Annotated in this window: 21 protein-coding genes and 4 tRNA genes; 7 read left to right on the top strand and 18 right to left on the bottom strand. The window is 64.3% G+C overall.

What is annotated here, in order from left to right:
* A partial coding sequence (locus ABB29_RS16600; protein WP_211260760.1) for a hypothetical protein occupies nt 1-287 on the top strand: 287 nt, incomplete at its 5' end.
* Between the two features lie 372 nt (nt 288-659).
* On the opposite strand, the gene ABB29_RS15145 is transcribed toward ABB29_RS16600, so the two are convergent.
* Genes ABB29_RS15145 through ABB29_RS15120 form a run of 6 tightly spaced genes read right to left on the bottom strand, consistent with a single transcriptional unit; the run spans nt 660 to nt 4,435 of the window.
* Entirely contained in the window at nt 660-1,085 is a 426-nt protein-coding gene (locus ABB29_RS15145) for a molybdenum cofactor biosynthesis protein MoaE (protein ID WP_057660521.1), read from the bottom strand.
* A gap of 1 nt (nt 1,086) precedes the next feature.
* A complete protein-coding gene (gene moaD, locus ABB29_RS15140; protein WP_057660520.1) occupies nt 1,087-1,329 on the bottom strand; it encodes a molybdopterin converting factor subunit 1 in 243 nt (80 codons plus the stop codon).
* Nucleotides 1,326-1,865 carry a cyclic pyranopterin monophosphate synthase MoaC gene (gene moaC, locus ABB29_RS15135; protein WP_057660519.1) on the bottom strand — a complete coding sequence of 180 codons (540 nt, stop codon included), beginning with the start codon at nt 1,863-1,865 and terminating at the stop codon, nt 1,326-1,328. Before moaC ends, moaD begins: the two co-directional genes overlap by 4 nt.
* A gap of 31 nt (nt 1,866-1,896) precedes the next feature.
* Nucleotides 1,897-2,931: a GTP 3',8-cyclase MoaA gene (moaA, locus tag ABB29_RS15130; protein ID WP_057660517.1), complete on the bottom strand. Its 1,035-nt coding sequence runs from the start codon at nt 2,929-2,931 to the stop codon at nt 1,897-1,899.
* Nucleotides 2,928-3,686 (bottom strand): MBL fold metallo-hydrolase, encoded by a 759-nt coding sequence (locus ABB29_RS15125; RefSeq protein WP_057660515.1) that lies wholly within the window; start codon nt 3,684-3,686, stop codon nt 2,928-2,930. The genes moaA and ABB29_RS15125 overlap by 4 nt, the downstream gene beginning before the upstream one ends.
* Entirely contained in the window at nt 3,686-4,435 is a 750-nt protein-coding gene (locus ABB29_RS15120; RefSeq protein WP_057660513.1) for a 3-deoxy-D-manno-octulosonic acid kinase, read from the bottom strand. Before ABB29_RS15120 ends, ABB29_RS15125 begins: the two co-directional genes overlap by 1 nt.
* Nucleotides 4,436-4,472: 37 nt before the next feature.
* Here ABB29_RS15120 and ABB29_RS15115 point away from each other — a divergent pair, with 37 nt between their 5' ends.
* Nucleotides 4,473-5,510 (top strand): glycosyltransferase family 9 protein, encoded by a 1,038-nt coding sequence (locus ABB29_RS15115; RefSeq protein ID WP_157062688.1) that lies wholly within the window; start codon nt 4,473-4,475, stop codon nt 5,508-5,510.
* A 21-nt stretch (nt 5,511-5,531) separates the two neighbouring features.
* Nucleotides 5,532-6,590 (top strand): NAD(P)H-dependent flavin oxidoreductase, encoded by a 1,059-nt coding sequence (locus tag ABB29_RS15110; RefSeq protein ID WP_211260759.1) that lies wholly within the window; start codon nt 5,532-5,534, stop codon nt 6,588-6,590.
* Here the strand turns inward: ABB29_RS15110 and ABB29_RS15105 are convergent, their stop codons facing one another.
* Nucleotides 6,591-6,998 (bottom strand): DUF6165 family protein, encoded by a 408-nt coding sequence (locus ABB29_RS15105; protein ID WP_057660512.1) that lies wholly within the window; start codon nt 6,996-6,998, stop codon nt 6,591-6,593.
* Between the two features lie 489 nt (nt 6,999-7,487).
* Nucleotides 7,488-7,578, bottom strand: a tRNA-Ser gene (locus tag ABB29_RS15100).
* 200 nt (nt 7,579-7,778) lie between these two features.
* Between ABB29_RS15100 and ABB29_RS15095 the strand changes: the two genes are divergently transcribed.
* Nucleotides 7,779-8,483, top strand: a complete 705-nt coding sequence (locus ABB29_RS15095) for a PP2C family protein-serine/threonine phosphatase (protein WP_057660511.1) — start codon at nt 7,779-7,781, stop codon at nt 8,481-8,483.
* 31 nt (nt 8,484-8,514) lie between these two features.
* Here the strand turns inward: ABB29_RS15095 and dnaQ are convergent, their stop codons facing one another.
* Genes dnaQ through ABB29_RS15075 form a run of 4 tightly spaced genes read right to left on the bottom strand, consistent with a single transcriptional unit; the run spans nt 8,515 to nt 10,968 of the window.
* The gene (gene dnaQ, locus ABB29_RS15090) at nt 8,515-9,246 is read right to left on the bottom strand and encodes a DNA polymerase III subunit epsilon (RefSeq protein WP_057660508.1); all 732 of its coding nucleotides are present in this window, start codon (nt 9,244-9,246) and stop codon (nt 8,515-8,517) included.
* A 3-nt stretch (nt 9,247-9,249) separates the two neighbouring features.
* A complete protein-coding gene (locus tag ABB29_RS15085) occupies nt 9,250-9,789 on the bottom strand; it encodes a GNAT family N-acetyltransferase (RefSeq protein WP_083487967.1) in 540 nt (179 codons plus the stop codon).
* Nucleotides 9,790-9,793: 4 nt separating this feature from the next.
* Complete coding sequence (gene rnhA, locus ABB29_RS15080) at nt 9,794-10,246, bottom strand: ribonuclease HI (protein ID WP_057660504.1); 453 nt, start codon at nt 10,244-10,246, stop codon at nt 9,794-9,796.
* Entirely contained in the window at nt 10,243-10,968 is a 726-nt protein-coding gene (locus ABB29_RS15075; RefSeq protein ID WP_157062682.1) for a class I SAM-dependent methyltransferase, read from the bottom strand. Before ABB29_RS15075 ends, rnhA begins: the two co-directional genes overlap by 4 nt.
* Before the next feature lie 55 nt (nt 10,969-11,023).
* Here ABB29_RS15075 and gloB point away from each other — a divergent pair, with 55 nt between their 5' ends.
* The 3 genes from gloB (at nt 11,024) to ABB29_RS15060 (ending at nt 13,891) form a co-directional block, all read left to right on the top strand.
* Complete coding sequence (gloB, locus tag ABB29_RS15070; RefSeq protein WP_057660498.1) at nt 11,024-11,803, top strand: hydroxyacylglutathione hydrolase; 780 nt, start codon at nt 11,024-11,026, stop codon at nt 11,801-11,803.
* Nucleotides 11,803-13,011 (top strand): lytic transglycosylase domain-containing protein, encoded by a 1,209-nt coding sequence (locus ABB29_RS15065; RefSeq protein WP_057660547.1) that lies wholly within the window; start codon nt 11,803-11,805, stop codon nt 13,009-13,011. Before gloB ends, ABB29_RS15065 begins: the two co-directional genes overlap by 1 nt.
* A gap of 85 nt (nt 13,012-13,096) precedes the next feature.
* Entirely contained in the window at nt 13,097-13,891 is a 795-nt protein-coding gene (locus tag ABB29_RS15060; RefSeq protein WP_057660496.1) for an enoyl-ACP reductase FabI, read from the top strand.
* 500 nt (nt 13,892-14,391) lie between these two features.
* Here the strand turns inward: ABB29_RS15060 and ABB29_RS15055 are convergent, their stop codons facing one another.
* The 6 genes from ABB29_RS15055 to lon form a co-directional block, all read right to left on the bottom strand.
* Entirely contained in the window at nt 14,392-16,377 is a 1,986-nt protein-coding gene (locus tag ABB29_RS15055) for a peptidyl-prolyl cis-trans isomerase (RefSeq protein ID WP_057660493.1), read from the bottom strand.
* Nucleotides 16,378-16,526: 149 nt separating this feature from the next.
* Nucleotides 16,527-16,603: transfer RNA gene (locus ABB29_RS15050), tRNA-Asp, on the bottom strand.
* Nucleotides 16,604-16,751: 148 nt separating this feature from the next.
* Nucleotides 16,752-16,828 (bottom strand) — tRNA-Asp (locus tag ABB29_RS15045).
* A 27-nt stretch (nt 16,829-16,855) separates the two neighbouring features.
* Nucleotides 16,856-16,930 (bottom strand) — tRNA-Val (locus ABB29_RS15040).
* 11 nt (nt 16,931-16,941) lie between these two features.
* On the bottom strand, nt 16,942-17,214 hold the full coding sequence (locus tag ABB29_RS15035; protein ID WP_057660492.1) for an HU family DNA-binding protein: 273 nt from the start codon (nt 17,212-17,214) through the stop codon (nt 16,942-16,944).
* A gap of 215 nt (nt 17,215-17,429) precedes the next feature.
* Entirely contained in the window at nt 17,430-19,868 is a 2,439-nt protein-coding gene (gene lon / locus ABB29_RS15030) for an endopeptidase La (protein WP_057660490.1), read from the bottom strand.
* Nucleotides 19,869-19,870: the final 2 nt, after the last annotated feature.

Raw genomic sequence — 19,870 nt, 5'->3', positions numbered from 1 at the left:
TTATTTATTTAGTGGGTCTCTGGTGCCCGCTGGATTCTACCAAATGGGCCTCGGTGGCAGCTTCAGATGTGTATAATAGACAGTTTCAAGCCGGGCTATTCATTGCTACCCGCCGTGGCGACGGCATCATTTCAACGCCAGCGGCAGGAACACACGGCGCGGCGGGGCCGCCACCTTTTCCGGGCTTCGGGTGGTTCAAGCCGGGCTATTCATTGCTACCCGCCGTGGCGACGGCATCATTTCAACGCCAGCGGTTAAGAATACGCAGCACGATCGCTATCCTCTAAAAGCTGGATCCCGGCGTTCGCCGGGATGAGGACTTTGGGGTTGTTCGGCCTTCGCCGGGATGATGACTTCGAGGTTGTTCGACCTTCGCCGGGATGACGACTTCGGGGTTGTTCGGTCTTCGCCGGGATGACGACTTCGAGGTTGTTCGACCTTCGCCGGGATGACGACTTCGGGTTGTTCGACCTTCGCCGGGATGACGACTTCGGGGTTGTTCGGTCTTCGCCGGGATGACGACTTCGGGGTTGTTCGACTTTCGCGGGGATGACGACTTCGGGGTTGTTCGGCTTTCGCTGCGATGACGACCCTCGGGGTTGTTCAATGTCTTTCGATTGCCCGCCTGTTGCCGTTGCCCGACCTCTGTCCGGACATGTTCACTCGGCCTGGCGCGGATGCAGCCAGCCGGCATCGCCTTCGATGTAGCCTTCGTGTTTCCAGATCGGTACGCGTGCCTTGACCTCGTCGATGACCCAGCGGCAGCCAGTGAAGGCGGCATCGCGATGGGCGGCGCTGACGCCGACCCAGACGGCCATGTCGCCGATCGCCAGATCGCCGATGCGGTGGCTGCAACGCAGGTCGAGGATGTCGAAGCGTTGCATGGCTTCATCCATGATCCGCTCGCCCTCTTTCTCGGCCAGTTCGACGTACGATTCGTAGCGCAGGCCCCGCACTTGACGGCCGTCGTTGTGGTTGCGCACCCAGCCTTCAAAACTGGCAAAGCCGCCTGCTTGCGGATGCAGCAAAGCTTGGCGCAGTGCGCCGCTGTCGATGGCGCTGTCGGCCAAGGCAAAACGTTTCATCTCAACCTCCACTGACTGGCGGAATGAAGGCCACTTCGCTGCCTTCGCGCAGCGGGTCGTCCCAGTGCGCGAAATCATCGGCCACCGCCACCCGCAGGTGCGCCTGCGGCCAGCTGAAACCGTGCCGGCTCTGCAACTGGCGGTACAGACCGGCCAGATCGCCGGCATCGGTCTGCACGGTTTCCTGCTCGGTGCCGGCGGCGTCGCGCAGGCTGGCGAAATAGCGGACCTTGACCTCGATCATTTGCCCGGCTCCACGTTGCGCTTGCCACCGTGCTTGCTGACCAGTTGCAGCGGGCCGATGACGATCCGGTGCGAGAGCGCCTTGCACATATCGTAGACAGTCAATGCGGCGACGCTGGCGCCGGTCAGTGCTTCCATCTCGACACCGGTGCGATGGGTGGTGCGCACGCTGCATTCAATGCGCAGCGCGGTGTCGCTTTCCCAGTCGGCGGTAATCCGGCAACCCTCGATTGGCAACGGATGGCAGAACGGAATCAGCTCATGGGTGCGTTTGACCGCCATGGTGCCGGCAATGATCGCGGTATCGATGATGCCGCCCTTGGCGCTGCGCAGGCCGTTGCGATGCAGTTCTTCGGCCACCCGAACCGGAAATTTGACCCTTACCCGTGCAGTGGCGTCACGCGTGGTCACCGCCTTGGCCGACACATCGACCATCGCCGGGCGTCCGCCGGCATCGATATGGGTCAGCTGCGCGCGCGGCAGATCCAGTACCTTGCCGGCGGCCTTGCTGCTGCGGGGGCTACGACTGTTGCTCATTGCTCTCTCCTTGCAGGTGCTGACGACCCCGTCAGCCACCAATCAGATACATCTCCACGTGTTTGCGATTGCGCACGGCGGCCTGGCCACGCAGTTCGCTGTAGTGGTCGTCACGTCGTTGCCAGCGTGCGGCGACGGCGGTGACCAGTGCTTCACGCCCTTGCGCCAACGCCGGACGCAAGTCGGTACCTTCGCCGGCGAACAAACAGGTGAACAGCCGGCCATCGGCCGAGACCCGGGCGCGGTGGCAATCGCCGCAGAACGGCGCACTGACCGAGCTGACGAAACCAATCTCGCCGGCGCCATCCTCATACGCATAGCGGTTGGCGACTTCACCGACATAGTTGGGCTGCAACGGGCGCAAGGGCCAGCGCTGGGCGATGCGATCACGCAGTTCCGCCGAAGGCAGCATGTTTTCCATCGCCCAGCCGTTGGAGTTGCCGACATCCATGAACTCGATGAAACGCACCACATGCCCGCTGCCGCGGAAATGCGCCAGCAGCGGCAGCAGTTCCTGTTCGTTGACGCCGCGCTGGACGACGGTGTTGATCTTGATCCGTTCGAAACCGGCGGCGACTGCCGCATCGATGCCGGCCAGTACGTCGGCAACGTTGCCGCGGCCACCGGACAGCATGCTGAAAACATCGGGATCCAGCGCGTCCAGGCTGACCGTCAGCCGCCGCAGGCCGGCATCACGCAATGCCGCTGCCTGCCGCGCCAGCAATGAGCCATTGGTGGTCAAGGCGATATCGTCCAGCCCCGGAATCCGCGCCAGGCGTTCAATCAATGCCGGCAATCCCTTGCGCAACAGCGGCTCGCCACCGGTCAGGCGCAGCTTGCTGACGCCCAGTTCGACAAAGCCACGCACCAGTGTCTCGATTTCGTCGAACGACAGCCGCGAGGCATTGTCCAGGCCGTAGTCGTCCGGCACCTGGTCTGCCGGCATGCAGTAGCCGCAACGGAAATTGCAGGCCTCGATCACCGACAGCCGCAGGTCACGCAGGGGTCGCCGCAGCTGGTCCAGTGGACCGGTGCTTGTCGATGGCACGGCAGGAAGCTTGTTCATGGCCCGCCCACTCCGGTATCCGGTGCGGTCAGCGGCCATATGCTACCGGGCGTCGCCACCCGATAACCGCGCTGCGCCAGCGCCTGTCCATCACCGGCGCTGGCGTAGTGATACAGCACGCAGCGCTGCAGCAGTCCGGGTGCGTATTCGCGCTCCAGATCATCGATGCCACTGTGCGAAGGATTGCCATGCAGCGCGCAATCATGGGCGATCAACTCATCGCGGTCGCCGAATCTGGCCAGCATTTCCGGAATCGGCCGGGTGTCGCCGGTCCAGACCAGACTGCCCGGCAGGCGCAGGCCGTAGGCGGTTTCCGGCCAGTGATGGCGTACCGGAAAGACCTCCAGCCGCTGGCCGTCATGCCAGAATGCGGCGCCCACCGGAATCAGCTGGAATGCATCCCAGAAGTTGACCCCGCCTTCGGCCAGCACGTTGGGGTAATCGGCCACCCGCTGGTGCAGTAACGGCACCACGCTGGCGGGTACGTACAAGCGGATCCGGCTGGCGGGCGGCGTGTTGAAGTAACTGTGCACGAACAGCCGCTCGAAGCCGCCGACATGATCCAGGTGGGTATGGGTGATGAACCACGCGGCTGGCGGCGTGCCATAGTCGGCCAGGCAGCGGTCCAGGCCCTCGGCGCCGCAATCGATGGTCAGCCACGGCGCGCCATCGCGCTCGATGGTCGCCATCGCCGAGCCCAGCTCGACCGCACTGGCGTTGCCAACCCCATGGAACCGCAGCTGCCAATGCCGCATCACACCCCCCGCGACCAGGCCAGGTCATAACCACGCTTGAGCTGGGCAAAATCGTTCACCACGTCCTCCGTGCTGCGCTCACCGCGCAACTTCAGAAGAGAGCGCCGCAGCCGCGAAAGATTCGCTTCGCGCCAATGGGTGGCCGGTATCCGCAGCCGGCCACGGTCGAAATCAATCAGCCAGCCCTTGCCGTTGGCATCGAACAGGATGTTGTCGGCATTCAGGTCGGCATGGTCCAGACCGGCCCGATGGAAGCGTGCAATCAGCCGGCCGGCCGCATCCCACGGCGCGTCGCTGCCGCGCTGCTGGGCCAGGGTCGCCAGTGATTGCACGTCCTGCAGCCGTTCCATCAGGATCGCGGCGCGATAGAACATGCCTTCGTGCACGTACTGGGCGGCAATCGGCCGCGGCACTGGCAGGCCTTTTTCCTGCAACGCGCGCATCAGCCTGAATTCGGCGAAACTGCGGGTGCGATTGTTGCCCTGCCACAGGTAGCGGTCACGGCTCACGCGCGCGGCCAGGCCGCCGCGCAGATAGTGCCGCAATACGCACTGGCTGGAAGGCGCATCGATGAACCAGGCGCCACCGCGGCCGCCTGCCTGCACCGGTTGTGCCCGCGCGCCCCATTTTTCCGGTACAAACCAGTCAGGCTGCACTTGCCGCAGATGCTTGCGGTCGAACAGAATCGCCCCGTAGCCCGCGCCTTCACGGAATGGGGTCAAAGATTCAGTGGCATCAAAACCGGTCATCCAACGAGTCTATCAACAGTTGCCAAACGATCCGCATATTCCCGCTTCCCTGTGCCTGCTGCGGCTGTCCGCGCTGGGCGATGTCACCCATGTGCTGCCACTGCTGCACACCCTGCGCACGCATCTGCCGCAGGCGCGCATGCACTGGATCATCGACAGGGCCGGATACAAGCTGCTGGAGGACGTGCCCGGGGTCGAGTTCCATGTCTACGACAAGAACACCGGCCTGGCCGGCATGCGGGCGTTGCGCCGGCAGTTGCCCGGGCAGCCCTTCGATGCCTTGCTGCAGATGCAAGTGGCGTTCCGCGCCAACGTGCTGTCGGCGTTCGTGCCGGCGCGGCGGCGTATCGGCTATGACCGCTCACGGTCCAAGGATCTGCATGGACTGTTCATCAATGAACGCATCCCCGACCGCCCTGGCATCCATGTGCTGGACGCGATCGGCAGCTTCTGCGAGCCGCTGGGGTTCAAGCAGGACCGCGTGGTCTGGGATTTCCCGATCAGTGAACCTGCACACGAATGGGCGAGCGCGCAATGGCCCGCGGACGGCACGCCGGTGCTGATGATTTCACCCTGCTCCAGCCACGTACGCCGCAACTGGTATGCCGACCGCTACGCGGCGCTGGCCGACCACGCCGCCGAGCGTGGCTGGCGGGTGGTGTTGTGCGGCGGGCGCAGCGAGCTGGAACGCCAGACCAGCGATGCGATCATCGCGGCCATGCGCCAACCGGTGCTGGACCTGGTCGGCAAGGACACCCTGAAACAGTTGCCGGCATTGCTGCAACGCGCCGACCTGCTGGTCAGCCCGGACTCCGGCCCGATGCATATTGCCAATGCCGTCGGCACCGCGGTGCTGGGACTGCACGCGGCCAGCAACCCGCTGCGCAGCGGTCCGTACAGCAGCGTCGCCTATTGCGTGGACCGCTACGATGCCGCCGCGCGTAAATTCCTCGGCAAGCCGGCCAGCGAACTGAAATGGGGCAGCAAGATCGAATTCGATGAGGTGATGGATCTGGTGACGGTCAACGATGCGATCGCCGCCTTCGAGCGCTACCGCCACGACCATGGCCGTTGAACCCACGCCGATGGCAGCGCGATGAGCGCAGCCATGCACCGTCTGCGGCAACGGCTCGGTATCGAGTTTCCGCTGTTGCAGGCGCCCATGGCCGGCGTGCAGGGCCATCGCCTGGCCGCTGCGGTCAGCCACGCCGGTGGCCTTGGCGCCCTGCCCTGCGCGATGCTGTCAGCCGACGCCTTGCGAGCGGAAGTGCAGGCGCTGCGCGTGCATGACAAAGGTCCGTACAACCTCAATTTCTTCTGCCATCCACCGCCGCCGGCCCAGCCTGCGCGCTTGCAGGCATGGCGGGAATACCTGCGGGACGACTATCGGGCATTGGATCTGGACCCTGGCCAGATCGTCACCCAGAGCGAACGCCGGCCGTTTGATGCCGATACCGCTGGCGTGCTGGAAACCCTGCAACCGCCCGTGATCAGTTTCCATTTCGGCCTGCCGGCACCGGATCTGCTGGCCCGCCTGCGGCATTGGCCGTGCACGATCATCGCCAGCGCGACTACGGTCGACGAGGCGTGCTGGCTGCAGCAGCGGGGCGTGGACGCGATCATCGCCCAGGGTGCCGAGGCCGGTGGCCATCGCGGCATGTTCCTGACGGATGAGGTGAGCACCCAGATGGGGTTGTTCGCGCTGCTGCCGCAGATCTGCGCGGCGGTGGATGTACCGGTGATTGCCGCTGGCGGCATTGCCGATGCCGACGGCGTGGCGGCGGCCATCGCGCTGGGCGCCGCCGGGGTGCAGGTCGGCACCGCCTATCTGTTGTGCCCCGAAGCCGACACCTCCGAACTGCACCGCCAGGCGCTGGCATCGGACGCGGCACGGCAGACCGCGATCAGCAACGTATTCACCGGGCGCCCGGCGCGCGGCATCGTCAATCACGCGATGCGTGCCTGGGGGCCGCTGAATCCGGCGGTACCGGATTTCCCGCTGGCGGCGGCGGTCAGTGCGCCATTGCGGCAGGCCGCCGAGGCACGCGGCAGCAGCGACTATTCAGCCCATTGGGCAGGCGAAAGCGCCGCCCGTTGCCGGCCAATCCCAGCCGCGATATTGACCCGCGAACTGGCGCGGGGTTTCCCTGATTGATCAGGGCGTGCCGGCGCTCTTGTAGTCCTGGTAGGACTTTTCCTCGACGTAACTTGAGCCCAGCGCCACGTTGATGTCTTTCTTGATACGGGCACGCTCGTCGTTTTCGAAGTACACGCTGCGCGCCAGTTTGATGAACTCATCGTCGAAGGCCTGGGCCTTTTCCTTGATGCGGATGTCATCTTCGATCACCCACAGACGCTCGTTGACCGCTTTCAGCTGCGCGCGCAGTTCGACGATGTTGTTGCCGGCGGCGGGATGCGCCATCCAGGTCTTCTCCAGCGCCGCCAGCTCGTTGCGCACGTTGGCCAGCTTGGTCTCGTCAGTCATGCGCTCGGACTTGATCTGCAGGATCGCGATCTTGTCGAGCAGTTCGCCAAATGAAACGGGGACCAGGATTTCGGACATGGGGGAAGACCGGCTGTGTGTGAGGCCGACAGTTTAGCGAGATTGACGAAACAGCGCCGGGACTGGCGGCGGCGGCGCGCTGTCCGGCGGGGGGTGGTGGCGAGGGCGCCACGTCGTGAGACTCAGCGGAGCAGGCTCGTCCTCGCGCCGCGGACAACCTGCGGCTTTGTCGGACCGCTGTCCTGTCGTTCTGTCACTCGGGCCATCCGTGGCCCTCGTCCTGCGGGCAGCCTGCGGCTGTGCAGAACGGCTGTCCTGCCGTTCTGTCACTCGGGCCATCTGTGGCCCTCGTCCTGCGGGCAGCCTGCGGCTGTGCAGAACGGCTGTCCTGCCGTTCTGTCACTCGGGCCATCCATGGCCCTCGTCCTGCGGGCAGCCTGCGGCTGTGCAGAACGGCAATCCTGCCGTTCTGTCGAACCGGGGTTCTCTTGAGGTCCATCCCTCTCCGCCAGATACGCAAAAGCCCGCTTGCGCGGGCTCATGCGTATCTGGCGGAGAGGGGGGGATTCGAACCCCCGATACGCTATTAACGTATGCCTGATTTCGAGTCAGGTACATTCAACCACTCTGCCACCTCTCCGGTGGTTCCCCGACGCGGGTCAGGGGCCGTGCATGATACGGGGCCGGGTGGTTCTGGACAAGCCGTCGAACGCCGATTTCTGTAAAGCCGGGCGCTCTCTGGCGTGACCGGGTTGACACTTCGCCCGGATCGCTTGCCCTGTGTCCGCCGCGCCCGGATCATTACGTTTTACGTTACTGAACAGACCAGTCTCCCCTTCTATGATCGAATTCGGGCACATCACCCACGTCGGCCTGCGCCGCGAGCTCAACGAGGACACCTACTACGGCGACAGCGAGCTGGGGCTGTGGCTGGTCGCCGACGGGATGGGCGGCCATGCCTGCGGCGAGGTGGCCAGTGCGCTGGCGCGGGAGACGATTGTCCGCGAAATCCGTGATGGCACCCCGCTGGTACAGGCGATCCGGATTGCCGACGAGGAGATCATCCGCACTTCGCGCCGGCGCAATGACAGCCTGCCGATGGGCACCACCGTGGTCGCGGTGCGTGTGCATGGCAACCGTTTCGAGGTGGCCTGGGTCGGCGACAGCCGCGCCTATCTCTGGCGCGAAGGCCAACTCGCCCAGCTCAGCCAGGACCACAGCTATGTCCAGGAACTGATTGCCCAGGGCGCCCTGACCCACGAACAGGCCCGCCAGCATCCGCATCGCAACGTGGTCACCCAGGCGTTGGGGGTGACCGACCCGCGCCACCTGAATGTCGAAACCATGACCGGCGAACTGCGTCCGGGCATGCAGCTGCTGTTATGCAGTGATGGCCTGACCGAAGAAGTCGATGATCGCGGTATTGCCGAGACCCTGCGCCAGGATGACTGCAGCGCGCAGGAATGCGTCGATACCCTGATAGCCGCGGCGCTCGATGGCGGTGGCTCGGACAACGTCACCGCGGTGCTGGTGCGCTGCCACTGAGCAACCGCGGCCACCCGCAGGTCAACGCGCCTCAGGCCTCGACCGCGGCCTCGATTTCCACCCCATCCCAGATGCAGCGGCCGCCGGCCTTCTTGCGCAGCACCTCCAGCCGCGCCGCGTGGGCGTTGAGTTCGGCCCCGGTCGGCTGCACCCGCGGCCGCGCCGAGGCCGGCAGATCGGCGAAACTGACCGCCACCACGACCGTGGCCGGCTTTTCCTCCAGGCCGTCGAAGCCGATTTCGCTCTGTCCCGAGGTCAGGTGCAGATAGACCTCGCACAGCAGCTGCGCATCCAGCAGCGCGCCGTGCAGCTGGCGATGGGTATTGTCCACGCCCAGTCGTTTGCACAGCGCGTCCAGCGAGTTGCGCTGGCCGGGAAAGCGCTGGCGCGCCATCAGCAACGAGTCCTCGACGCTGGCACGGTCGCGCAGCCGCCCGTAATGCTCGCCCAGCAGCGACAACTCGTAGTCGAGGAAGCCGACGTCGAACGCGGCATTGTGGATGATGATTTCAGCACCATCGACGAACGCCAGGAATTCATCGGCGATGTCGGCGAACAACGGCTTGTCGCTGAGGAAATCCAGGCTCAGGCCGGTCACTTCGGCTGCGCCCTGCTCGAACTCGCGCTGCGGGTTGATGTACTGGTGGTAGGTGCGGCCACTGGGCCGGCGCTCGATCAGTTCGACGCAGCCGATTTCAACCACGCGGTTGCCCTTCTTCCACTCCAGGCCGGTGGTTTCGGTGTCGAGAATGATTTGACGCATGGATTACCTCGCAGCAGTGGGGTCTGACGCGAACAGGTTCAGTTCGCGATCGTTGTTGGGGGCCTGGGTGGTGCCTTCAAAATGGAAGCCCAGGGCTTCCAGCAATCGGATCGAGGGCTGGTTGTCGGTATGGGTGATGGCCAGCACCCTGCCCAGTCCCAGCGCGGCCCGGCTGTATTCCAGGACCGCACGCGCGGCTTCACGCGCATAGCCGTGCCGGCTGAACTCGGGCAGCAACGCATAGCCCAGGTCCGGGTGTGGCAACCAGCCGCGCTGGATGATGCCGCAGATGCCAACCGGCTGGTTGCCCTCGGCCAATGCCAGCCGATGGAAGCCCTGACCGGGGTGGCGGTAGTCGGGTACCACCTGCGCATGCATGTAATCGCGGGCCAGATCCAGGGTACGAACGCCTCGATCGCCGATGTGGCTCAGGAACGCCGGTTCGTTGAGCAGACGCAGCATGAACACCTGGTCGGCGGTCGACTCGGCACGCAATCGCTGGAATTTCAACCGCGGCGTCGGCGGGAGGGAAACTTCGGGCATGGCGTCAGCGTACGACGGCCGCGTCTCGGAAACCGAGAGCGGCGGTGCGCGCCAGCGTGTCGACGCGTTCATTGTCGGGATCGCCCGAATGGCCCTTCACCCAGCGCCAATCAATCTGATGGCGCTGGCAGGCCGCATGCAGGCGCTCCCACAGGTCGCGATTCTTGACCTGCCCGCCACCGGCGGTTTTCCAGCCACGCCGTACCCAGCTCGGCATCCACTCGGTGATGCCCTGGCGGACGTACTGCGAATCGATGTGCAGGGTGATGTCGCACGGCTCGGTCAGGGTCTCCAATGCCATGATCGCCGCCATCAGCTCCATCCGGTTGTTGGTGGTCTGGCTTTCACCACCGGAGATGGCACGCTCGCGTTGCTGGTAACGCAACAACGCCGCCCAGCCGCCTGGCCCGGGATTGCCCAGGCACGAGCCGTCGGTATGGATGCTTACTTGCTTCATGGACAGGAACTTCTCCGAGTGGGGATGCTTTTCTTCTGGCGCATGTGCGGCCAACTGGCCAGACCGGTCCCGGCCTGGGCGGCGTTGCTGCGCCAAGCAGGCACGGCCGCCGGCGGAATCAATCCCGCTACCCGCTTTTCCACCTCCAGCAGGCATGCCGCACGCAATCGCAACAGCCCGGCCGATGAGTGCCCGCTGGTGCTCCAAAGCGGGCCCAGATACCGCGTGGCACCAACCACCGGCTGCAGGCCGACCGAATGCAACTGGCGCTGCCAATGGGCCAACCCGTGGCTGCGCAGATCACTGTGCCGCCAGCGCCAGCGATAGGGGCTGCAGGGATTGAGGCTGAACAGCCACAGTCGTCCTCCCGGTTCCAGCACCCGCGCGCATTCCTCGAGCAAGGTCGGCGAGCCGGTCTCATGCAGATGCTGGACGACGATATGGCGCAGTGACTCGGTCGGCAGTGGCAGCGGCAGCCCGCATCGCACGCTGCCGGAAAAGCCGCTGCCGTCGGCCTGCAGCAGCAAGGCGCGCGGATGCTCGACGGCCGCGGGCTGGCGGACCTGCGTCGGTCCGGGTGCCAGCCACAGCCATGGCTGGCTGGACCAGGCCGGCAGCAGCTTCGCGACCATCGTCGCCTCTGCCTCGGCCAGCAGGCTGCCGGCAGGCGTGGCGAACCATCCCAGGGCATCGGGTTGACGGTGTGGCACTGGGGGAGGCATGGTCGGGATTGTAGTGGACGGCCCTCCCGCGCGTCCGCCTCCTGTGAGTGATGCCATGCCCCTGCACGCCATTCCGGCCTTCGAAGACAACTACATCTGGGCCCTGGCCGACGAAGAAGGCGATGCGATCATCGTCGATCCCGGCGATGCCGCGCCGGTACTGGCAGCGGCCGGCGATGGCCTGCGCCCGCTGGCGGTATTCATCACCCATCACCACCCTGACCATGCCGGCGGCCTGCCGGCGCTGCGTGAGCGCTGGCCCGGGCTGCCGGTTTACGCCCCTTCCGACGAACGGATCAGCGGGCCCTGCCAGTGGGTGGGCGAAGCCGACCTGATCCAGCTGAAAGGCTGGCAGTTCAAGGTTCTGGAGGTGCCGGGGCATACCCGCAGCCACATCGCCATGGTCCAGCAGGACCCGGCACCGGTACGCCACCTGTTCACCGGCGATACCTTGTTCAGCCTGGGGTGTGGGCGGATGTTCGAAGGTACCGCCTCGCAGATGTTGCAATCACTTGACCGCCTGGCCGCCCTGCCCGCCGATCTTCGGGTATGTTGCGGCCATGAGTACACGCTGGCCAATGCGGCCTTCGCCCTGACCGTGGATGCCGGCAACCAGGCATTGCGGGAACGAACCGAGGAAGCAAAGATCATGCGCCGCAATGGCCAACCGACCCTGCCGACCCCGCTGTCACTGGAACGCCAGACCAACCCGTTCCTGCGCATCGACGACCCCGCCATCCGCGCCTCGCTGCAGCAGCGACTGGGCGCCGAGCCGGGCGACCGGGTCCAGGCATTCGCCGAATTGCGGCGCTGGAAAGACGGTTTCCGCGCGTGATCCGGCGTGCGCTTGTGGCGCTCGGGCTGGCCTTTGCCTGCCCCACCAGCCTGCTGGCGGCCCCCGCCACGACACAACCAGGCATCGAGCCGACAACCACCGACGTCGCCGCGCCGGCCGCGCTGACCGGTCTGGATATCTACCAGCATTTCGAAGAAGGCCTGGCCGAACCGGTCTGCGCGCCACCGGTCAAGGGTGGTGTCTGGCGCAAGCACTTCCGCCAGGCGCCGGCCCGGCTGGCGCGGGAGGATGACGATCTGCTGCCGTTGTTCGGCTACGTGGTCGATGCGGTGCGCGACGCCAACCTGCCGACCGAATACGCGCTGATTCCTTTCGTCGAAAGCGGCTACAAGCCGGCCGCCCGCAGTTCCGCCGGACCGGCGGGCTTGTGGCAGTTCATCTCCCTGACCGCCCGCAACCATGGCGTGCCTGTCGGCAAGCAGTACGACGGCCGGCTGTCGCCGGTGGATTCGACCCAGGCGGCGGTGCGCTACCTGAAGACCCTGCATGGCATGTTTGGCGGCGACTGGCGGCTGGCGGTAATGGCTTACAACGCCGGTGAGTACCGGGTCCTGCAGTCGATGCGCCGGGCCGGGATGAACGCGCAGAACGCCAGACCCGCCGAATTGCCGGGCCTGTCAAAGATTACCTACGCCTACGTACAGAAACTGCAGGCCCTGAGCTGCCTGCTGCAACAGGCTGGCGAACGCGAAGAGTGGTCGCAACAACTCAATCGCACGGTGCCGCAGCTGGTCGCCCAGCCGCTGCCAGCCAATGTCTCCAGCTTGCAGGCGTGGGCCGCCGCACAACAGCAGGACGCCGGTTTCCTGTCCCGGATCAATCCGGCGCTGAAGGAGCGGATTCCGGCTGGCAAGCCGATCCGGGTACTGGCCGAAGCGGGACCGGCCAATTCTCCGGTTGCTGGCAGCCCTGCGCTGGCAACGGCCATGGCTGGCGCCGCCGTCACCCCGGCAGCGGCCGACAATGCGTCGGCCGCGGTCGCTGCGGCCACCACCGTTGCCGCTTCATCGGCTGGCGCTTCCACCACCAGCAACCGCCGCTCACACACAGTGAGTCCCGGCGAATCGGTCTGGCTGATCGCCCGCCGCTACGGCATGAAGCCCAGCCAGCTGCTGACCCGCAACGGCTTGTCGGCCAGCAGCGTGTTGCGCCCCGGAATGGTATTGGCGCTGGATGACTTGAACTGAGGCGTGGCACGGCACCCGTGACGGGATCACGCGATGGGCCGCGCCATGGCAAAATAGCCGGATTGCTCAACCAGCGAGAAACAACATGGGTTTTCTGCAAGGCAAGCGCGCGCTCATCACCGGTATCGCCAGCGAACGTTCCATTGCTTCGGGCATCGCCGAGGCCATGCACCGCGAAGGCGCGGAACTGGCTTTCACCTACCAGAACGACAAACTCAAGAGTCGCGTCGAGAAAGCCGCCGCCGAATACGGCAGCGATATTGTCTTGCCGCTGGACGTCAGCGACGACGCGCAGATTGCCGCCTGTTTCGAACAGTTGGGCCAGCGCTGGAATGATGGCTTCGACATCCTGGTCCACGCCATTGCCTTCGCCCCGCGTGAAGCCATCGCCGGCCAGTTCCTCGATGGCCTGACCCGGGAAAACTTCGCGCTGTCGCACGACATCTCTGCTTACTCGCTGGCCGCGCTGGCCAAGGCCGCACGACCGGCCATGCAGGGTCGCAAGGGCGCAGTGCTGACGTTGAGCTACCTCGGCGCCGAACGCGCGTTGCAGAATTACAACGTCATGGGTGTGGCCAAGGCCAGCCTCGAAGCCACCGTGCGCTATCTGGCCCTCAACCTGGGCGCCGAAGGCATCCGCGTCAACGCCATTTCCGCCGGCCCGATCAAGACCCTGGCCGCCTCCGGCATTGCCGGCTTCCGCAAGATCCTCGGCCATGTCGAAGCCAATGCCCCACTGCGCCGCACGGTCACCATCGAGGACGTCGGCAACGTCGGCGCCTTCCTGTGTTCGGATCTGGCTGCTGGCGTCACCGGTGAAGTGACGTATGTGGACGCCGGCTACAACATCGTCGGCATGACCGGCCTGGGTGAAGAATAATCTCCCAGAGGCATGAGTGACTGGCTGGGTCGCTGCGCCTGCGCTGTTGGCAGCGGTCCTGTTGCTGGCTACCGTGCTGCAGCGAAAGTTGCCGCGTGGCGAACAGTTAGACACGCTGGTGAACGTCTGAACAATGTCGTCATCCCGGCGAAAGCCGGGATCCAGCATGGGTACTCATCGATTGGTAGAGGATGGATAACCTGACATTCACCGGAATGACGAAAGACAGTTGATTTGTTCAGATCTTCCCTAGGGGCATCGCTGCTCGCTAGCCTGGGCCAGCGGCGGTAATACTGGTTTCGGGTTATCTGTTCGATCCGGGCTTGCCGTGACTGGTCGTCATCATCGGTAATTCCAGTGTGATGCCCTCCGGCCAGCCCGTGCATGGCAATACGCCACACGGAATAGCACGGGCGTGTATCGATCGAGTATCGACAATTTGTCCGCTACAAAAAAGCCCGGCGTTGCCGGGCTTTTTCGATGGAGCGATGGGCACCGTATTACAGGCGGTCTTCCATCACGGTTACCTTGTACTGCTTGCGTGTGCTGTCGACGAACGCCTGGGTGGCGGTGTTGCCCTTCAGCTGCGCCAGCTGTTGCTGCATGCCCTGGCGCTGCGCTTCAGGGAACTGGGCCAGGTCGCCGTCACTGACCTTGTTGACCGCGAATACCGCATACGTCGCCGGTCCCAACTTGATCTTGCCCGTGCTTACCTTGCCCTCGGCCGGACGCTGCACCGCGAAGATTGCCGCATTGGCCTCGGCGGTCGGCATCGGCATGCCGCGCTGCACGGTGGGCATTTCGCTGAGCTGCAGCTGCTGTGCTTCAGCCAGCGTCTTCAGCGACTCACCCTTCTGTACCCGAGCCATCAGCGCGTCGGCGGCTTTTTCCGCAGCCTTGTCCTGGCGATCGGCACGAACCGCGGCGCTGACCGCATCGCGCACCTGGGCCAGCGGCAATGCCTGTTCCGGAGTGTGCTTGACCACGCGGATCACCACGCTGTGGTTCGGACTGATTTCAATCGGGTCACTGACCGTGCCGTCCTGGACCAGCGCATCCGAGAACGCCGCGCGCAGTACCGCCGGCGTGGCAGCGATGCCGCTCGGTGCGTTGCGCGAGAACGGCTCGGTGCGTTGTACCTGCAGGCCGGTGGCCTTGGCCGCCGATGCCAGCGAGGTCGGGTTCTTCAATACTTCATTGACTACGCGACCGGCGAGATCGTTGTGGGCATGTTCGGCATCGGCTTCGGCCTGCTCGCGCGCCAGTTCGTCACGCACTTCCTCGAACGACTTGCCGGCGCTGGCATGGATCGCATCCAGCTTGAGCACGTGGTAACCAAAGTCGGACTTGACCGGTCCGCTGATGTCACCGACGTTCTGCATGGCGAATGCTGCATCCTCGAACGGCTTGACCATCGATCCGTCCTTGGCGAAAGGCGGCAGCTCGCCACCATTGTCCTTGGAACCTGGATCTTCCGAATTGGCCTTGGCCAGCGCCGCGAAATCGGCACCCGACTGCCTGGCCTGGTCGGCCAGCGACCTGGCCTTGTCCTCGGCCTTTTTCAGGGTTGCGGCATCGGCATCGGCCGGCGCGGCAATCAGGATGTGCGACACCACGCGTTGCTCGGGGCTGGCAAAGCGAGCCTTCTCGGTTTCATAGCGCTTGCGCAACGTGGCTTCGTCGGCGACAACCGCCTGCCCGGCGCCTGCACCGGTGTTGATGTCCAGATACTCCAGTTGCACGGTTTCTGGGCGCACGTATTCGCTGGCATGGCTTTCGTACCAGGCAGTGATGTCCTTGTCACTGACCGGCGCATCGGCGGCGGTCGCCGGCGGCAACACCGCCAGGGTCACATCGCGGGTCTGCAGCATCAGTTTCAGCAGCCGGTCCATCTCACCCTGGGTAACAAAATCCGAGCTGGCGATGCCTTCGGGAATCGTCGAGATTTTCAGGCGCTCGCGCTCCTGCTCCTGGAATGCCAACGGCTGGATCGCCGGTACCTGCGATGCCAGCAGCATCTGGTAGCGCTCGTTGTTGAACTTGCCGTCGACCTGGAACGCCGGAACGCTGGCGATACTGTCGCGCACCGCCGCGTCACCGACCACCACGCCTTCCTGGGTCGCCACCAGCGCCAGTACTTTCTGGTCGATCAGTTGCTGCAGGATGGCGAGCTTGTTTTCCTTGCTTTCAAATGCACGCACATCGAAATCGTCGCCCTGCGCCTGCCGCTGCTGCTGGCGCACCTGTTCCAGGCGGGTACGGAATTCGTCGATGGTGACTTCTTCATGCTGCCATGCCAGCGACACTGGCCACCATGCCGGCGCGGACTTCCACCAGGAAGGCGGTGCCTTGATGGTAGCGACCTCGTCGGCGTTGCCGCCGGTCATGTATTCGTTCACGCCTACGAAGGCGAACGGGATGATCAGCAGGCCGAGGATGAGCGTAGCTATCCAGCCGGTCGTCTTGTCGCGGAGTTTTTGCAGCATGGGCGCACTTGCCTGATTTCGTCTAGCCGCCAAGTTTACCGCGCTTCGCGGCGCTGTGGCGGCTCACTACGGGGGGCGGCGGTAGTCTCCGTGGCGGCGCCAGAAACAAAAAACCCGCCGGAAGGCGGGCTTTTGCTTGTTGCATGTAATGGCGGAGTGGACGGGACTCGAACCCGCGACCTCCGGCGTGACAGGCCAGCATTCTAACCAACTGAACTACCACTCCGCGAAGGAGCGAAAGTATAGCGACTGCATTCCGCTTCGGCTAGGGGTGACTGCGACTTTTTTAAAATTTATTTGCGCTCCAGGCGACTATCGCAAGGTCGGCCCCGGGACAAAAAAATCCCCGGTTTCCCGGGGATTTTCGATGTTAATGGCGGAGTGGACGGGACTCGAACCCGCGACCTCCGGCGTGACAGGCCAGCATTCTAACCAACTGAACTACCACTCCGCAGAAACGTCTTGAACCATCTGGTGCTGGTGGGTGCTGAGGGTTTCGAACCCCCGACCCTCTCCGTGTAAGGGAGACGCTCTACCGCTGAGCTAAGCACCCTAGCGAGCAGATTAGTTTACGGCATCCTTAAGGGCTTTACCAGCCTTGAAGGAAGGATTCTTGGATGCGGCGATGGCGATGGCGTCGCCGGTCTTGGGGTTGCGGCCAGTGCGGGCGGCGCGCTCACGCACCTGGAAGGTACCAAAGCCGACCAAGGTGACGGTGTCACCCTTCTTCAGGGCCTTGGTGACAGCAGCGACGACGGCATCGACGGCACGACCGGAATCGGCCTTGGACAGATCGGCAAGGTCGGCGACGGCATCGATCAATTCGGTTTTGTTCATTAATAAACTCCCTTTGCGGCTGGACCGCGGAATAAGTAACCGGAATCCATCGCAGCCAGGCGATGGACCCTTCGGTCGGTGTCCACGCATGCGTGTGATGGATCATCGGCACGTGCACGGGTGAGTCTTTATAGCAGCGGGGCATGGGTCACGCAAGCCGAAAACCCAATAATGACGCGGGTTTTAACGGTTTTTACGGTTATCGCGGAGCCGGTTTAATGCTTGACATCCGGCTGCGTGGGAACCTTCCTCGGCTTGCTTGCCGGACGCGTCTTGCCACTGCGCGCGGACGCCGGAGCCAGCGGTCGCTCCAATGCCAGATCCAGCACTTCATCGATCCAGCGTACCGGGATGATCTTCAGGCCCTGGGTGACGTTGTCGGGAATATCGGCCAGATCCTTGCGGTTCTCTTCCGGAATGATCACGGTGGTGATGCCGCCGCGCAGCGCTGCCAGCAACTTCTCCTTCAAGCCGCCGATGGCCGATACGCGTCCACGCAAGGTGATCTCGCCGGTCATCGCCACTTCCGCCTTGACCGGGTTGCGGGTCAGGTTGGAAACCAGCGCGGTGACCATCGCGATACCCGCGCTCGGACCGTCCTTGGGGGTGGCGCCATCGGGCACGTGCAGGTGCACGTCATGCTTCTGCAGGTATTCGCTGTCGATGCCGAGCAGCGGTGCGCGCGAACGCACCACCGACATCGCCGCGGTGGCCGATTCCTTCATCACGTTGCCAAGCTGGCCGGTCAGGATCATGTTGCCCTTGCCCGGCACCAGCGTCACTTCGATCTGCAGCAGATCACCGCCGACTTCGGTCCAGGCCAGGCCGGTGACCAGGCCGATTTCGTTCTGCTCCTCGGCACGACCGAAATCATAGCGACGCACGCCAGCGTACTTGTCGAGGTTGTCACCGCCGACCTCGACCAGCGCAGCCGACTTCTTCTTGCGCTTGGCCGGTTGCGGACCGGCCAGGGCCAGTTCCTTGACCACCTTGCGGCAGATCTTGGAAATCTCGCGCTCCAGATTGCGCACCCCCGACTCACGGGTGTAGTAACGGACGATGTCGCGGATGGCGGCTTCGTTGATCGCCAGTTCTTCCGGCTTCAGGCCATTGGCCTTGAGCTGCTTCGGAATCAGGTAACGCTCGGCGATGTGCAGCTTTTCATCCTCGGTATAGCCGGGAATGCGGATGACTTCCATGCGGTCCAGCAGCGGGCCGGGGATGTTCAACGAATTGGAGGTGGCCACGAACATCACTTCGGACAGATCCAGATCCACTTCCAGGTAGTGATCGTTGAAGGCGTTGTTCTGCTCGGGATCCAGCACTTCCAGCAACGCCGATGACGGGTCGCCACGGAAGTCCATCGACATCTTGTCGATTTCATCGAGTACGAACAGCGGATTGCGGCTGCCGGCCTTGTTGAGGTTCTGCACGATGCGGCCCGGCATCGAGCCGACGTAGGTGCGCCGGTGACCGCGGATCTCGGCCTCGTCGCGGACGCCACCGAGTGACATGCGCACGAACTTGCGGTTGGTGGCCTTGGCGATGCTCTGCCCCAGCGAAGTCTTGCCGACGCCGGGCGGTCCGACCAGGCATAGGATCGGGCCCTTCATCTGCTTGACCCGGCTCTGCACCGCCAGATATTCGAGGATGCGATCCTTGACCTTCTCAAGCCCATAGTGATCAGCGTCCAGGGTCTCCTGCGCGACCTTCAGATCCTTGCGGACCTTGCTGCGCTTTTTCCACGGCACGCCCAGCAACCAATCAAGATAGTTGCGCACCACCGCCGCTTCAGCCGACATCGGTGACATCTGCTTGAGCTTGTTCAACTCGGCCTTGGCCTTGGCCGCTACCGGCTTGGGCATGCCGGCTTCGGCAATCTTGCGGGCCAGGTCTTCCAGTTCGTTGGGCGCCTCGTCGAGCTCGCCCAGTTCCTTCTGGATCGCCTTCATCTGCTCGTTGAGGTAGTACTCGCGCTGGCTCTTCTCCATCTGCGACTTGACCCGTCCGCGGATGCGCTTTTCCAGCTGCTGCACGTCGATTTCGCCATCGACGAAACCGACCAGCATTTCCAGCCGTTCGCCAACGCCGACTGTTTCCAGCAAGCGCTGCTTGTCGCTCAGGCGCACGCCCAGGTGGGCGGCGATGGTGTCGGCCAGCCGGCTCGGTTCCTCGATCCCGCTCAGCGTCTGCAGCAGTTCCGGCGGCAGCTTGCGGTTGGTCTTGACGTACTGCTCGAACAGGCTCATCAGCGAGCGGGCAATCGCCTCGACTTCACGCGGTTCGCGGTTCTCGGTGGCTTCCAGCTCCACGCCCTGCCCGTACAGCGAGCCGTCGCGTTCCTCGACATGGGAAACCTCGACGCGGGTGGTGCCTTCGACCAGCACCTTGATGGTGCCGTCCGGCAGCTTGAGCAATTGCAGCACCTGCGCCAGGGTGCCGATGTTGAACAGGTCGTTGCCGGTCGGGTCGTCGGTCTCGGCCGCCCTCTGCGCCAGCAGCAGGATGCGCTTGTCCGATTCCATTGCCTGCTCCAGCGCGCGCATCGATTTGTCGCGGCCGACAAACAGGGGTATGACCATGTGCGGGAATACCACCACATCGCGCAATGGCAGCACGGGCAGGTCAAGCATCGGGGAAGGGGTTCGGGGCATGG

The sequence above is a fragment of the Pseudoxanthomonas dokdonensis genome, assembly GCF_001431405.1.
GTDB lineage: Bacteria > Pseudomonadota > Gammaproteobacteria > Xanthomonadales > Xanthomonadaceae > Pseudoxanthomonas_A > Pseudoxanthomonas_A dokdonensis.
Note: the sequence above shows the minus strand (reverse complement) of the source record. Positions and strands in the feature narration are given on the sequence as shown.

Excerpts from the sequence above, each read along its gene's own strand:
- ABB29_RS15055 (WP_057660493.1), bottom strand. The coding sequence starts at position 16,377 with ATGCTGCAAAAACTCCGCGACAAGACGACCGGCTGGATAGCTACGCTC.
- ABB29_RS15120 (WP_057660513.1), bottom strand. The coding sequence starts at position 4,435 with ATGACCGGTTTTGATGCCACTGAATCTTTGACCCCATTCCGTGAAGGC.
- ABB29_RS15035 (WP_057660492.1), bottom strand. The coding sequence starts at position 17,214 with ATGAACAAAACCGAATTGATCGATGCCGTCGCCGACCTTGCCGATCTG.
- moaC (WP_057660519.1), bottom strand. The coding sequence starts at position 1,865 with ATGAGCAACAGTCGTAGCCCCCGCAGCAGCAAGGCCGCCGGCAAGGTA.
- moaD (WP_057660520.1), bottom strand. The coding sequence starts at position 1,329 with ATGATCGAGGTCAAGGTCCGCTATTTCGCCAGCCTGCGCGACGCCGCC.
- ABB29_RS15145 (WP_057660521.1), bottom strand. The coding sequence starts at position 1,085 with ATGAAACGTTTTGCCTTGGCCGACAGCGCCATCGACAGCGGCGCACTG.
- moaA (WP_057660517.1), bottom strand. The coding sequence starts at position 2,931 with ATGAACAAGCTTCCTGCCGTGCCATCGACAAGCACCGGTCCACTGGAC.
- gloB (WP_057660498.1), top strand. The coding sequence starts at position 11,024 with ATGCCCCTGCACGCCATTCCGGCCTTCGAAGACAACTACATCTGGGCC.
- ABB29_RS15105 (WP_057660512.1), bottom strand. The coding sequence starts at position 6,998 with ATGTCCGAAATCCTGGTCCCCGTTTCATTTGGCGAACTGCTCGACAAG.
- ABB29_RS15075 (WP_157062682.1), bottom strand. The coding sequence starts at position 10,968 with ATGCCTCCCCCAGTGCCACACCGTCAACCCGATGCCCTGGGATGGTTC.
- rnhA (WP_057660504.1), bottom strand. The coding sequence starts at position 10,246 with ATGAAGCAAGTAAGCATCCATACCGACGGCTCGTGCCTGGGCAATCCC.
- lon (WP_057660490.1), bottom strand. The coding sequence starts at position 19,868 with ATGCCCCGAACCCCTTCCCCGATGCTTGACCTGCCCGTGCTGCCATTG.
- dnaQ (WP_057660508.1), bottom strand. The coding sequence starts at position 9,246 with ATGCGTCAAATCATTCTCGACACCGAAACCACCGGCCTGGAGTGGAAG.
- ABB29_RS15060 (WP_057660496.1), top strand. The coding sequence starts at position 13,097 with ATGGGTTTTCTGCAAGGCAAGCGCGCGCTCATCACCGGTATCGCCAGC.
- ABB29_RS15110 (WP_211260759.1), top strand. The coding sequence starts at position 5,532 with ATGAGCGCAGCCATGCACCGTCTGCGGCAACGGCTCGGTATCGAGTTT.
- ABB29_RS15085 (WP_083487967.1), bottom strand. The coding sequence starts at position 9,789 with ATGCCCGAAGTTTCCCTCCCGCCGACGCCGCGGTTGAAATTCCAGCGA.
- ABB29_RS15095 (WP_057660511.1), top strand. The coding sequence starts at position 7,779 with ATGATCGAATTCGGGCACATCACCCACGTCGGCCTGCGCCGCGAGCTC.
- ABB29_RS15125 (WP_057660515.1), bottom strand. The coding sequence starts at position 3,686 with ATGCGGCATTGGCAGCTGCGGTTCCATGGGGTTGGCAACGCCAGTGCG.